Source organism: Bordetella sp. 02P26C-1 (assembly GCF_009763255.1).
Lineage (GTDB): Bacteria > Pseudomonadota > Gammaproteobacteria > Burkholderiales > Burkholderiaceae_B > Bordetella_A.
Genome location: NZ_WSJB01000011.1, coordinates 61,136 through 75,096 on the forward strand (window position 1 = coordinate 61,136; position 13,961 = coordinate 75,096).

12 protein-coding genes are annotated in these 13,961 nt (G+C 62.2%); 6 read left to right on the plus strand and 6 right to left on the minus strand.

All coding sequences use genetic code 11. The features are described 5' to 3' along the window. Positions 1 to 194: 194 nt before the first annotated feature. The gene (locus GOQ28_RS07250; protein ID WP_160355985.1) at positions 195 to 1,478 is read left to right on the plus strand and encodes an amidase; all 1,284 of its coding nucleotides are present in this window, start codon (positions 195 to 197) and stop codon (positions 1,476 to 1,478) included. Positions 1,479 to 1,665: 187 nt separating this feature from the next. On the opposite strand, the gene leuA is transcribed toward GOQ28_RS07250, so the two are convergent. Next, on the minus strand, positions 1,666 to 3,375 hold the full coding sequence (leuA, locus tag GOQ28_RS07255; protein ID WP_160355986.1) for a 2-isopropylmalate synthase: 1,710 nt from the start codon (positions 3,373 to 3,375) through the stop codon (positions 1,666 to 1,668). A gap of 464 nt (positions 3,376 to 3,839) precedes the next feature. Continuing rightward, complete coding sequence (locus GOQ28_RS07260; RefSeq protein WP_160355987.1) at positions 3,840 to 4,529, minus strand: hypothetical protein; 690 nt, start codon at positions 4,527 to 4,529, stop codon at positions 3,840 to 3,842. A 16-nt stretch (positions 4,530 to 4,545) separates the two neighbouring features. Between GOQ28_RS07260 and rpoN the strand changes: the two genes are divergently transcribed. The 3 genes from rpoN to bfr all read left to right on the plus strand — a co-directional run bounded on the left by rpoN (position 4,546) and on the right by bfr (position 7,206). Continuing rightward, the gene (gene rpoN, locus GOQ28_RS07265) at positions 4,546 to 5,970 is read left to right on the plus strand and encodes an RNA polymerase factor sigma-54 (RefSeq protein ID WP_442862084.1); all 1,425 of its coding nucleotides are present in this window, start codon (positions 4,546 to 4,548) and stop codon (positions 5,968 to 5,970) included. Between the two features lie 96 nt (positions 5,971 to 6,066). After that, entirely contained in the window at positions 6,067 to 6,339 is a 273-nt protein-coding gene (locus GOQ28_RS07270; RefSeq protein ID WP_160351367.1) for a (2Fe-2S)-binding protein, read from the plus strand. A gap of 387 nt (positions 6,340 to 6,726) precedes the next feature. Further along, positions 6,727 to 7,206, plus strand: a complete 480-nt coding sequence (gene bfr, locus GOQ28_RS07275) for a bacterioferritin (RefSeq protein WP_160351368.1) — start codon at positions 6,727 to 6,729, stop codon at positions 7,204 to 7,206. Between the two features lie 59 nt (positions 7,207 to 7,265). Here bfr and GOQ28_RS07280 read toward each other — a convergent pair whose 3' ends face one another. From GOQ28_RS07280 to GOQ28_RS07295, 4 genes are all read right to left on the minus strand, one after another. Further along, on the minus strand, positions 7,266 to 7,943 hold the full coding sequence (locus tag GOQ28_RS07280; RefSeq protein ID WP_202109656.1) for a hypothetical protein: 678 nt from the start codon (positions 7,941 to 7,943) through the stop codon (positions 7,266 to 7,268). A gap of 21 nt (positions 7,944 to 7,964) precedes the next feature. Beyond that, positions 7,965 to 9,572 carry a peptide chain release factor 3 gene (locus GOQ28_RS07285; RefSeq protein ID WP_160351370.1) on the minus strand — a complete coding sequence of 536 codons (1,608 nt, stop codon included), beginning with the start codon at positions 9,570 to 9,572 and terminating at the stop codon, positions 7,965 to 7,967. A 65-nt stretch (positions 9,573 to 9,637) separates the two neighbouring features. Continuing rightward, positions 9,638 to 10,267, minus strand: coding sequence for a LysE family transporter (locus GOQ28_RS07290; protein WP_160355990.1), 630 nt, complete (start codon positions 10,265 to 10,267; stop codon positions 9,638 to 9,640). 49 nt (positions 10,268 to 10,316) lie between these two features. After that, positions 10,317 to 11,909, minus strand: coding sequence for a DEAD/DEAH box helicase (locus tag GOQ28_RS07295; protein WP_160355991.1), 1,593 nt, complete (start codon positions 11,907 to 11,909; stop codon positions 10,317 to 10,319). 369 nt (positions 11,910 to 12,278) lie between these two features. Here GOQ28_RS07295 and GOQ28_RS07300 point away from each other — a divergent pair, with 369 nt between their 5' ends. Next, positions 12,279 to 12,911, plus strand: a complete 633-nt coding sequence (locus tag GOQ28_RS07300; protein WP_160355992.1) for a LemA family protein — start codon at positions 12,279 to 12,281, stop codon at positions 12,909 to 12,911. Between the two features lie 114 nt (positions 12,912 to 13,025). Then, a partial coding sequence (locus GOQ28_RS07305) for a TPM domain-containing protein (protein WP_442862083.1) occupies positions 13,026 to 13,961 on the plus strand: 936 nt, incomplete at its 3' end.

Below are 13,961 nucleotides of genomic sequence, written 5' to 3' on the forward strand. Positions count from 1 at the left end.
CGCATACGGTATCGTGCTTATATCGTCTTGCCAATCAAAACAGGTGCTGCAATGCGGCAACCTGCCGAGGGCACGCCTGCACCGCGCCACGTGACGTGCGGGCCGCCGTCGCAGGCCGTCGGTTCAGCGTAGGGGAAAGCCACACCGCTGCATTGGTGCCGTGGTCATAACAGAGCGAAGGATAAAGACCCGTGATGGAATCAAACCGTTTAAGCGCCACCCAGGCCGTTGAACGTCTCGCGCGCCGGGAGTTGAGCGCGGAACAGTTGCTACGTGATTGCCTCGCACACATCGAGGCGCGCGAACCGATCGTGCAGGCCTGGACCGCGCGCGATGCCGACGCCGCCTTGCAGCATGCGCGCGAACTGGATCGCTCGCCCATACGCGGCGTCTTGCATGGTCTGCCCTTCGGCGTCAAAGACGTCTTCGCCACGCACGATTTGCCGACAAGCTGCGGGTCCGCGATCTACGCCGGTCACCGTCCGCCCGCCGATGCCGCGGCCGTTGCGCTTTGCCGGCAAGCTGGCGCCATTGTGGCTGGCAAGACCGTGACCACCGAATTCGCTTCGTATCAGCCCGGGCCCACGCGCAATCCGAATAACCCGGCGCATACCCCTGGCGGTTCATCCAGCGGGTCTGCCGCTGCCGTGGCCGACTATATGGTGCCATTCGCACTCGGTACGCAGACCGCTGGCTCTATCATCCGGCCCGCAGCGTACTGTGGCGTCGTAGGCTATAAGCCTTCGTTGGGCCTCATCCAGCGCGCGGGCTTGAAAACCATTGCCGACTCCCTCGACACCATAGGCGGATTTGCGCGCACGGTAGACGATGTCGCATTGTTCGCCTCGGTGATGATGGGCGATGCCAGGTTGTGCGATCTGGCCTACGATGGCCGACCGCGTATTGGCTTCTATCGCGCGTCACATTGGCCGAACACGGAGGAATGCGTACAAGAAGCCGGTGCGCTTGCGGCCAGCGCCTTGTCGGGCGCCGGCGCACGGATTGAGGAAATCGATCTGCCGCCTGTGCTCGCCGCCCTGGCGCAGGCGCAGGCCGACATCATGGCCGTGGAAATGGCGCAGTCGCTCGCTTATGAGCATGGCCGTTATCGCGATCGTTTGAGCGATGCGCTGCTGGCCGTGCTGGACGCAGGGACTCGCGTCAGCGCCGCCGAACATCAAGCGAACCTGCAGCGCGTTCAGGACGGGCGGGCTCAGGTCGAGCGTTGGTTCGAGCAATACGACGTGCTGCTCGTTCCAAGCGCGACTGGCGAAGCGCCGTTGTACGAAAGCGGAACCGGCGATCCCATCTTCTGCCGCATGTGGAGCGCGCTAGGCACGCCCTGTGTGCATTTGCCGTTCCACACGGGCCCTCGGGGCCTGCCCGTTGGATTGCAAGCGATCGGCCGTCGCGATGACGATCGTCGCACCCTCGCGATCGCGCGTTGGATGCTAGGCGTGCTGCGTCCTGGTCAGTAATTCAAACGCGGGCGTTGCCGCCCGTTGTGCTGGCAGACACGGCTCATGCAAAACGCCCTAAGCGCAGGAGGATCACTCCAACGCTTAGGGCGTTATCGAGAGGCCGCCTCGTGAGCGGCCATGCCTCATTTGTTTCGGATCAGCCGCGCCGCGATAACGGCGCGGTCCTGCTCCATTGCCAAGGTGGTTAAGCGGCGGTAACCGCTGCGTCCACGGACGCTTCCTCGCGATTGTTCAGTTGGCGGTTCACCGCGCTCAACACCGCACGGAACGAAGCCGTCACGATGTCGCGGTCGATGCCTACGCCAAAGCCCGTGGGAGAGTCGCCCACGCGCAATTCCACATAGCTGGCCGCGCGCGTATCGGTGCCGGTGCCGATAGCATGCTCGTGGTAGTCCATGATGCGCACGGGCACATCCAGCGCATTCACGAAGGCCGAGATCGCACCGTCACCGGAGCCCGTGACCACACGACGCTCACCGTTATAATCCAGCTCCACGCGGATATTGAACTGCTTGCCTTCGCCCGCGGCCGGGTCGCCCTCGATGCTGTGACGCACCAGTTTCCACGGTGCATGCTGTTCGAGGTATTCGCGGCTGAAGATCGTGTGCACATCGTCGGCCGTGACTTCGCGGCCCGTTTCGTCCGTGACGCGCTGAATCGCGCGGCTGAATTCGATTTGCAGACGGCGCGGCAACACGAGACCATGCTCTTGCTCGAGCAGGTAGGACACACCGCCCTTGCCGGACTGGCTGTTCACACGGATCACGGCGTCGTAGCTGCGGCCCAGATCGGCCGGGTCGATCGGCAGATATGGCACTTCCCATACGGCGTCGGGTTTTTGCTGCGCAAAGCCCTTCTTGATCGCATCCTGGTGCGAGCCCGAGAAAGCCGTGAACACCAGATCGCCCGCATAGGGATGACGCGGATGCACCGGCAACTGGTTGCAGTACTCGGCGCAGCGGCGCACTTCGTCGATGTCCGAGAAATCCAGGCCCGGGTGCACGCCTTGGGTATAGAGGTTCAAGGCCAGCGTGACGAGGTCGACGTTACCGGTGCGCTCGCCGCTGCCGAACAGGCAGCCTTCGATCCGGTCGGCGCCGGCCATCACGGCGAATTCAGCGGCGGCCACCGCGGTGCCGCGATCGTTGTGCGGGTGCACGCTCACGATGATGCTGTCGCGACGAGCCAGATTCTTGTGCATCCACTCGACCTGGTCCGCGTACAGATTGGGCGTGGTGGCCTCGATCGTGGCGGGCAGGTTCAACACCAGCTTGTTGTCCGGCGTGGCGCCCCAGGTCTCGGCCACGGCGTTGGACACCTCCAGCGCGAATTCCGGCTCGGTGGTGCTGAAGACTTCCGGCGAGTACTCGTAACGCCATTGCGTCTCCGGATGCTGCGCCATGTATTTTTTCACCAGCTGCGTGCCTGTGATGGCGATCTGCTTGATCTCTTCTTTGCTCATGTTGAAGACGATCTTGCGAAACGCCGGGGCGCAGGCGTTATACAAGTGCACCATGGCTTGCTTGGCGCCTGCTGCCGACTCCACCGTGCGGCTGATCAGGTCTTCGCGCGCCTGGGTCAGCACGATGATGGTCACATCATCGGGGATGCGCTTTTCCTCGACCAGTTTACGTACGAAATCGAAATCCGTTTGCGAGGCAGAGGGGAATCCGACCTCGATTTCCTTGAAGCCGATTTTCACCAGCTGCTCGAAAAAGCGGATCTTGCGCTCGACGCTCATCGGTTCGATCAACGCCTGGTTGCCGTCGCGCAAATCGGTGCTCATCCAGATGGGCGGCTGGGTGATACGGCGGCTGGGCCAGGTGCGTTCAGAGAAGTCGCGCGTAAAGGGCGCAAAGGGGACGTATTTGGTAGCGGGATTAGCAAGCATCATGACACCTTGATCATTAGGCCCCGGGGTTGCCGGGATAAACATTTACCGGAGGGGATAACCGGAATGCTCTGTTCGGCGGGTCAGGGTTTAGGTCTGATCCCTCAATAAACCGCGTATGGGTTTACTGGAAACAATCAATGAACAGAGAAAACGTGTGGCGTACGAGGCTGCCGAGCTACCACAGGCGCGAGGCCCGGCAACCGATCGGTAGGTGTAGCGATAGCGCAATGGTGGAGGTGCGAGCGCACAGGCCAGCGCCCGGAGCGTCGTAGCGTCCGGAAGCAATCGCGAGGGGGATTCGGATATTGGCCATAAGCCGATAGTCAAACATATTTCCCGCGAAAGTGCAATCGACGGACGCCGGAATGCAGTGGGAAACACAAAAAATAGGACTGAAAGCGGGTGCCTATCCACGCAAAGGGTGGACGCCCGGCCAGTCGCCGGTGCCACACCCTTCAGTCGCGCTACAGATTAGGCTCGATGCGCTGTGCACCAGCGGGGCGGACAGGCGTGCTCGCGGAGACGCGCGCGCTGGGTACCGTGGTCGATGCGGGCGTTGCAACGATGGGCGTGGCGACTGGCGCTGCCTGCGCGCGGGTGGTCAGCACCGGCGTCACGACCTCACCGGTGCCATCCAGAATGGCGGTTTGTTCACGCACCAGCTCGATCTTGTCGATCCGCCGGTGTCGCAGCTCGATCCCGGCCTGACGCAGGTCGCCCAACGTAAACGGTTCCTCGCGATTGCCCCACACCCAGCGCAGCACATCGCGCACTTCCTCGGACAGCTGGGAAGACAGAGACGAGAGCTCCGTCGCGGACAGCGGGCGCGCGCGCGATGCGGCAATATCAGACTGAATCCAGGCGCGGACTGCGAAGAAAACGATCAAGGTCCAGATCGCCACAACGCCCCACCACACATACGGATTGATGCGCGTCAGCAGATCGATGGCTTGCTGACCAAATGCCTGCAGACCTTCAAAACTAAGGCCCCGACCAAAATTCAGCAGCCACGAAGCCACCATTAGCCATATGATGGCGGCCACGATCAGCACCACGGCCCGGACAAGCAGTCGCGGCAGCCCTAGTTTGAGCAGCGTTTGGCCGATCAGGCGGCGGTCGTGGCGGATGCGGTCTGGCGAGGCGGCGTTCATCATGCAAAATATTGTACCTATGACCAGGCCAGCCTTAGAACTTCGTACCGGTCAACATTTGACGTTGACACCCCAACTGCAGCAGTCCATCCGATTGTTGCAGCTTTCCACGCTGGATCTGCAAACTGAAATCTCGCAGGCGTTGGCCGAAAACCCCATGTTGGAGCGCAGCGATGAGCGTGTCGAGGCGGAGCCGGACGCCCCGCCCGCGCCTGAAGCCTCCATGGACGACCTTTCCGCGCGCGATGGCGAACTGCGCCAGGAAGAGATGCCGGGCGCCGGTGGCGTGTATCCGGATGACCTGCCCGAGCGCGAAGATCGCGCGCGCAGCGAGACGCTTCGTGAGCACTTACTCTCGCAGCTAGGCTTGACACGCGTAGGGAGCCGGGATGCCGCGCTAGTCACGCTACTCATCGACGAGCTGGACGAGAACGGCTACCTCGCTTCGCCGCTTGATGAGATTCTGAGCTGGATTCCGGCAGAGGCCGAAGCCGATATCGACGAATTGCGTGCCGCGCTGTGTCTGCTGCAATCTTTCGATCCGCCGGGCATCGGCGCGCGCGATATGTCGGAATGTTTGCTGTTGCAATTACGCAACCCCGATCCCGAACGACTGCGCGAAGCCGACGATCCGGCCGTGCTAGCCTGTGCTCGCGAGCTTTGCACGCACCATCTGAGCCTGTTGGCCAGCGGCAATATGACTCGCGTGCGCGACGCCGTCGCGTGCGACGACGCGACGGTGCGCCGCGCGCATGCCTTGATTCGCAAACTCGATCCCCGGCCCGGGCGTCCATGGACCGTGCCGGCCGCCGACTATGCCGTGCCGGACGTGATCGTGCGTAAAACCCGCCAAGGCTGGCAGGTTTTACTCAACCCGGCGGCGGTGCCGCGATTGAAGGTCAACACCCTGTATGCGGAGCTGCTGGGCAACCAACGCGAATCCCAGCACGCGGGCTTGCATGCGCAGCTGCAGCAGGCGCGTTGGATGATACGCAACGTGGAGCAGCGTTTTGACACGATCCTGCGCGTGGCCCAGGCCATCGTCGCCCATCAAACCGCATTTTTCAGCGAGGGCCCGGCTGCCATGCGCCCGCTGATTTTGCGCGACATCGCCAACGAGCTGGGATTACATGAGTCGACGATTTCGCGAGCGACCACTCAGAAATTCATGCTCACGCCTTTTGGCACGCTGGAGCTCAAGCACTTTTTCGGCACCGGCGTGGCCACGGACGGAGGCGATGTGGCGTCGGCCACCGCCGTGCAGGCGGTGATTCGTCAGCTCGTGGCCGATGAGGATCGCCGTAAGCCGCTCTCGGATAACCAGCTGACGCAACGGCTGGCCGACCAAGGCATCGTCATCGCGCGCCGTACGGTGGCGAAGTATCGCGAGGCCATGCGGATACCGCCAGCCAGTCTACGCAAGGCGCACGCGGCACAGGCTTGATCACCCTTTTGTCCCTGTTTTCATGCACTTACCGTCGGTAATTTGAGACGTCGGAGGGGCTTGCACGCGCGCGAATAAGTGACGATAATTGTTCTCATGTACATTTGCATATGTAATGCCGTCAACGAACGCCAGATCCACGCCGCCGTGGACGCAGGTGCGACGACGCTCGATGATTTACAGTTCGAACTAGGCGTGGCCACGTGCTGCGGATGCTGTGCCGAGATGGCGCAGGAATATCTGCCCGGCGGGCGTTGTTCGAAGGTTTGTCATAGCCAGAGCGTCGCGGTGGAGCTCGATGCCGCGCCCGGACTAGAAGCCGGGCAGGCAGCCAATAGCTTCCCGATCGCCCTCGTCGCTGCCGCCTGAATCCGCAATTGACGCGCTGTTCACGCTAGCCGAAAATCCGCGCGGGTGCGTTGTGCTTACCCAACAGCCCGCCGTGTGCGATTTTTCCCGCTATTTGCTGGCTGCCCGACTCGATTTTCGGCGCCAGGCTAAGTCTTTTCTTCTCGCCTTTAGTCTTTGCGTTCGCCGCAACGCCACGTCAGGCGTCCTCTGACCTGCGGCTCATCCAAAACGCAGACTCATTCTCATTCGATTGTCGTTTTCCGATCGCGCTTGCAGTGCCATTTACGAAATGATGGCTGGCTCTAGCCGTGGGCGCCGGGCAATGTTAGCCTGCGGACGTTGCATGCGCGATCAGGCGCACGCGGGAGTGCGGCTGCCGCATCCCGAGTTCGTAAGGAGTACACCATGAAAGGCGACAAAACCGTCATCCAGTTTCTGAACAAGCAACTGACCAATGAACTGACGGCCATTAATCAATACTTCCTGCACGCCCGTATCCTGGGACACTGGGGACTGAAGAAGCTGGCCAAGCACGAGTATGAGGAGTCCATCGGCGAGATGAAACACGCCGATCGCCTGATCGAGCGTATTTTGATGCTGGACGGGCTGCCTAACCTGCAGGACCTGCACAAGCTGATGATCGGCGAAGATGTTCCCGAATTGCTGGCCTGTGATCTGAAGGTCGAACAAGGCGCACAGGCGACGGTCAAGGACGCCATCGCCTACTGTGAATCGGTGCGCGATTATGTCTCCCGCGATCTGTTCCAGGACATCTTGGACGATACGGAAGAGCATATCGACTATCTGGAAACGCAGATCGAGTTGATTGGCAAGGTGGGATTGCAGAACTATCTGCAAAGCCAGATGGATGTAGACAATCCATAAAAACAAAACGCCACGGTCTGATGTCCGTGGCGTTTTTGCTTTTGGGGGCCATCACTGCGTCAAGGACGCGATGGACATTCCTTGATGGTGCCCCAGGCCCGGTTAGGTCCGCAGTACTTGTTGCGGGCGTTCCACGAACAGGTGGGGCGCTGGAAGAAGCCTTCGTTGGCACATTGCGCGAGTTCACGGCGCAAGGCGTTTTGCCAATCACCATTGCCAGCGTTCTGGCGAGCCTGCGTATTCGCCTGTGGCGCGCTATTCATCGCCGTGCTCCCATAGGCATCCTGATTGCCCGGGGGCGCCGTGGTCGTGGGGGGTAGCGAACCGACATCCAACGTCGTGACATCCGACGGCCCGGAAGGCAGCGGCACGTTGGAAGACGCCGCCAAGCCCTTGGCCTGTTCCATGGTGATGTTGTCGCGCGAGAGCTGCACCGAAGGGTCCGTGGTCGTCTCAAACAGCGAGACCGTGGGCACGGCCCAGCTGGTGCCCGACGGACGGTCCGGCACTCCTAGCGTGCCATCCAGGCGCGGCTGGGGCGGCTGTGCGACATAAGGGCGGCCATTGGCATCCAGAATGGGTTCCTGGGATGCCAGCGCTTGCTGCCCCGGCACCGCGGAGGCTTTTGGAGCGTGCGCAACCAGCCAATCACCCAGTTGGATTCCACCCCATGCCGCCACGCCCAGCGCCAGCAGAAGCGTCGCGATTAATACTCGCCAAGACATTGCTACCCTCATGTTTGCGGCCGCGCTGCGCCTTTAACTGTGACTGCTGAAGACCTGTCCGCCGTGCTCGCGCATCGCGTGGAATTTCACGTCCGGATACAGGTCTTCGGCCACCCGTAACTGCGCAGGTGAGCTGATCAAAAAGGCCGCCGCATCCACCACATCATAGGCGATGTGTGCTGCGTTGGCATCCATGAACTTGCGCAGGGCCTTCGGGTTATCGGACGTGAACCAGCGCGCCATTGTGTAGCGCGAGGGCATCATCCGGGCCTCGACCCCGTATTCGGTTTTCAGACGGTGCGCGACCACCTCGAACTGCAGCTGACCCACCGCACCCAGCAGCAGCGTGCCGCCGGAGGCTTCGGGACGGAACACCTGAATCGCGCCCTCCTCGCCCAGCTGCGTCAGACCCACGCGTAACTGCTTGGTGCGTAAAGGATCTTTGACTTCCACCGCCTGAAAGAGTTCGGGCGCGAAGAACGGCAAGCCGGTGAACCGCAGGTTTTCGCCTTCGGTCAGCACATCGCCCAGTTGCAGCACGCCGTGGTTGGGAATCCCGATCACGTCGCCGGCATAGGCCTCGTCCAGTAGCTCGCGGCGCTGGGACAGAAAAGACACCACGTTGTTCGGGCGGATTTCCTTGTTGGTTCGGGCGACTTTCAGGCGCATGCCCCGTTCGAAGCGGCCCGAGCTCACGCGCACGAACGCCACGCGGTCGCGGTGGGCGGGGTCCATATTGGCCTGCACCTTGAATACCACGCCGGTGAACTTGGGCTCTTGCGGCTCGACCAGGCGTTCGAGCGCCTGACGCGGGCCGGGCGCGGGGGCAAGCTCCACCAGCGCGTCCAGAACTTCCTGCACACCAAAGTTGTTGATGGCCGATCCGAAGAACACCGGAGTTTGCTTGCCAGCGAGAAAGGCCTCGCTATCGAAGGCGGGCGCGGCTTCGTTAATCAGTTCGATCTCGCCCAGGGCCTGATCGAAGGCCGAGCCAAAGCGCTCGGCGATTTCCGGATTCGACAGGCCGTTGATGATGTCGTCTTCATCGGTACGCCGTTCCTGGCCCGGGCGGAACACGCGCATGCGGTCGCGGCGGATGTCGAACACGCCGCCAAACGACTTGCCCATGCCGACCGGCCAGGAGAACGGCACGGCGTCCATGCCCAGATGGCCTTCAATTTCGGAGAGCAGCTCCAGCGGTTCGCGGACTTCGCGGTCGAGCTTGTTGATAAACGTGATGATGGGCGTGTTGCGCGCGCGGCAGACCTGCAGCAAACGGATGGTCTGCGGCTCCACGCCGTTGGCGGCATCGATCACCATCAGTGCGGCGTCCACCGCCGTCAACACGCGATAAGTGTCTTCGGAGAAGTCTTGGTGGCCCGGGGTGTCGAGCAGGTTGATCACGCAATCGCGATATTCCATCTGCATCACGGAGGACGCGACGGAGATCCCGCGTTGCTTTTCGATTTCCATCCAGTCGGAGGAGGCATGACGCGAGGCTTTACGCGCCTTGACGCTGCCGGCGATCTGAATAGCGCCTGCGAAAAGCAGCAGCTTTTCGGTCAACGTGGTTTTACCCGCGTCCGGGTGCGAGATGATGGCGAAGGTACGTCGCCGTGCAACTTCTTGTGGAATATTCATAGTCGATGCGATTTTACTGGCGTGCGAAGGATACGCGCGTAACGCGCGCGGTTACACAGGCTTCGTTACGTATGACGCCGAAAAGTTGCCAGGAAGACACCGGCGAGGATGAATAGGGACCCAAACAGCCGGTTCATCCAGCGGATATGGCGCGCGTTGCGCAGCAGACGCAGCACTTTGGCGGCCAGGAGCGTATAGACGGCCATGGCGACCATATCGGTGAACACCAGCGTGCCGGCAATTGCCAGATACTGAGGCGCGAGTGAGGCGGCCGGGTTCACGAACTGCGGCACGACGGCGAGCAGGAATACCGTGCCCTTGGGGTTCATCAGGTTGACCAGGATGCCGCGCAAGACCAGCTCGCGCACTGAAAAATGCGCGGGATTGCCGGCATCCACGGTCACGGGCGCTGCGTCCGTGCGGATTTGGCGCACGCCCAGGTAGACCAAATAGGCCACACCCAGATACTTGACGATGGCAAAGGCGATTTCGGAAGTCGCCAGCACCGCACCCAGGCCCACGGCGACAATCAAGAATTGCGCCATGATGCCGATGATAAGACCGACGTTGTTCCAGTATCCCCGCTTAAAGCCGTACTTCAGTCCGGCCGACATCGCCGAAATGGCCCCCGCGCCTGGCGAAAACGAGATTGCCCATGCAGCGACAAAAAAGGTTAGCCAGGTCGAGAGCGTCATGATGCGATGATCGGGTTGAAGGACTTGCGAGGGGAACTAGGCTCGGATATTACTTGCCCAGCAGCGCCGCGCGTGGCGCGGTGGCAGGACGGTTACCGGCGGGACGGCTGGGCGCGCGAGCGTCCGAGGTGCGCGCGCCATGGCCGCCGTTGCCGGCAGGACGGTCGCCGCGTGGCGCCGGAGCGCGGTTGGCGCCATGACCCGCGGCAGGCGCACGGCCCGAGCCGGTGCGCGGGGCCTGGCCCGCGCGGGGGGCGGCGCGGTGCTCACCATCGTTGCTCGCGCCACGGCCCGCCGCATTGGCGCCCGTGCCGCGAGCCGTACGGAATTCGCCGTTGCCACCATTGCCGCGCGTGTTGCGCGATTCGCCATTACCGGCGCTACGGCCGGCTCCGCCTCGGTTCGCACCGTTACGCGGTGCGCCCTGGCGACGCGGCTGGCGCGAATCTTCTTCGCGTTCCTGGCGGGCGAAGCTGGCTGCGTTGGTATTCGCATCCGGCGTCCAGCCTTCGACCGGCAGACGCGGAATGGCTTTGCCGATCAGGCGTTCGATCGCCTTGAGGAGCTTGATTTCGCTGTTGTCCACCAACGAGACGGCGGCACCCGTGGCGCCCGCGCGGCCGGTACGGCCGATGCGGTGCACGTAGTCTTCCGGCACGTTGGGCAATTCGAAATTCACCACTTGCGGCAGCTGATCGATATCCAGGCCGCGCGCGGCGATATCGGTGGCCACCAGCACGGTGACTTTGCCGTCTTTGAATCCCGCCAGCGCGCGCGTACGGGCCGCTTGGCTCTTATTGCCGTGAATCGCGGCGGCGCTCAGGCCGTCTTTGACGAGCTTTTCGGCCAGGCGGTTCGCGCCATGTTTGGTGCGGGTAAAGACCAGCACTTGATGCCAGCCGCTTTCGCGAATGATGTGGCTGATCAGGTCACGCTTGTGATGCTGTTCGACCATGTGGGCCGTCTGCGTGACGAGTTCGGTGGCGGTGTTGCGCGGGGTGACCGAGACTTCGCCCGGGTTATTCAGCACGCCGCGAGCCAGGCTGCGGATTTCATCGGAGAACGTGGCCGAGAACAACAGGTTCTGACGTTGTTTTGGCAGCAGCGCGAGCACCTTGCGGATGTCGCGGATAAAGCCCATGTCCAGCATGCGATCGGCTTCGTCCAGCACCAGGATTTCCACGCCGGACAGATCGACCGTCTTTTGGCCGCAGTGATCCAGCAGGCGACCGGGCGTGGCCACCAGAATGTCCACGGGCTTTCGTAGCGCGCTGATCTGCGGGTTGATGTTCACGCCGCCGAACATGACCATCGAGGTCAACGGCGTGTGCTTGCCATAAACCTGCACCGACTCGGCGACCTGCGCGGTGAGCTCGCGCGTGGGCGTGAGGATCAGGCAGCGCGGGCGTCCGGGCTGTTTCAGCGCGGGCTTGTTTTGCATCAGCAGATGCAGGATGGGCAGTGTAAAGCCGGCCGTCTTGCCGGTGCCCGTCTGGGCCGCGGCGAGCAGGTCGCCGCCTTTTAACACTTGAGGAATGGCTTGTGCCTGAATGGGGGTCGGCGCGGTGTAGCCGGTCTCGGCAATGGCGCGCAATAAGGGATCGGCCAGCCCGAGGTCGGCAAAAGAATTGGTGGCAGTCAAAACAACTCCAGCGGCAGCCTGTCGCTCTATACGAGAGAGTCCAATCCAGGCGGTCGGATGAGGAGAAAAAAGAGGAGGCCCATTGGTGAAGTGGCCTAGCGTGGCGGCAGAGCACCAGCGTAAGTGTGCTGATTGGCTAAGCACACGGATGGCATTGTAGCCCATGGGGAAAATGTGCAGCCCATTGCCGAAATCGAGCGGTTGAGCGACAAAGTAGGGTTACATCAGCCGCCATTCGTTACACCGCGCGTGCGGCGGTAGCGTTGCGCGCGCATTCCGGGCGGCATAATGCCAACTGGCGGTTGAAAGACACAGGGTTGTATTCCTCAGACCGCATGATGGTCAGCTACTAGACAGGACAAAAATATGATGACGATTTCTCGCTGGTTAGGTGTGTTTGGCATGGCGCTGGTCGCCGTGGTCATGTCGGGCTGCGGCTACAACAGCATTCAGGCCGCGGACGAAGAGGTCAATGCCACGTGGTCGGAAGTGTTGAATCAATATCAACGCCGTGCCGATCTGGTGCCGCAACTGGTTAAATCCGTTGACGCCTATATGACGCATGAGCGCGAGGTGCTGACCCAGGTGACCGAGGCACGCAGCAAGGTCGGCTCCCTGCAGATCACGGCGGATCAACTGGATGACCCGGCAGCGCTGCAGCGTTTTCAAGAGGCCCAAAATCAGTTGACCTCGGCCTTGTCGCGATTAATCGCCGTGTCGGAAAACTATCCCCAGCTCAAGTCGGACGGCCTGTTTCGCGATTTGATGACGCAACTGGAAGGCACGGAAAACCGTATCGCGGTTGCGCGTGGCCGGTATGTGAAATCGGTGCAGGCGTATAACGTGCTGGTGCGTCAATTCCCCGCCGTGATCACGGCCAAGGTGCTCGGCTATGCGCCCAAGGCGAACTTTACCGTCGCCGACGAGGCCGCGGTATCGCGCCCGCCGGAGATTCGTTTCAGCAATGAAGCGCCGGCCCGTAATCCGGCTCCGGCGCAATAGGCTGGGTAGGCTCCGGCAACGAGGCGAAATATGGCGATGTGCGGCAAAGCATGGCGAGGGCGTAACGGCCAGGGCGGAGTTGGTAAGAAATCCGCCTGGATACCGGCGAACGCAGTGACAGGCCTGAGGCGTTGGTTTCTGGCGGGCTTGCTGACGGTCTTGCCCGCGTTGGGCATGGCTCAACCCGGTACGCCGGACGCGCAGACGTCGCCGGCGAACACGCAGCTTTTGCCGCCGCGGTCTGGCGTGGGTACTGGTCTTGCCCCCGTACTGGGGCCTATGCAGGCTCAGCCGTCGGACGAAGCGAAAACCTCGCAGCCGCCAGCGACGACCGGCCAACCACGGCCTGCGGTGAAAGACCTTGCCGATGCCCCCGCCGATGTTCCACAGCTGCGCGCGCGCGTCACCGATATGACGGGGAAGCTGGACGCGACACGTCGTCAGGCGCTGGAACAGCAATTAGCGGCGCTGGAGCAGCGCAAAGGCGCGCAAGTCGCGGTGCTGCTTGTCCCAAGCACCGGCCAGGATACGATCGAGCAATATGCCACACGGGTGTTCGACGCGTGGCGCTTGGGTCGCAAAGACACCGATGACGGCGTTTTGCTTGTCGTGGCCACGGACGATCGCGCGTTGCGCATCGAGGTGGGTTACGGGCTGGAGGGAGCCATTCCCGACGTCATGGCCGGGCGCATTATCCGCGAGCAAATCGTCCCGAGATTTCAAGCCGGCGATATGGCGGGCGGTGTCGAGGCGGGCGTGGCCGCGATTGAGAAGCTGGTCGATGGCGAAGCGCTACCCCCGCCCGCGCCCACGCCGACGGCAAGCGAAGAGCTGCCTATGGGCGAGCTCGCCCTGCCCTTTTTGCTGGGCATGGTCGTGCTGATTCTGGGGGCGTCCACCATATTCGCAGGTGTAGGGGCGGCCTTGGTGTCGTGGTTCGTCTTCGGCAGTGTGGGCGCCGCGTTGATCGGTGGTGTCGCCGGGTTTGCCATCAGTGGCCTGTTGGGCGTGCTGGGCTTTAAGAAGCTGTTTCGCGAATGGCTGCGGCGC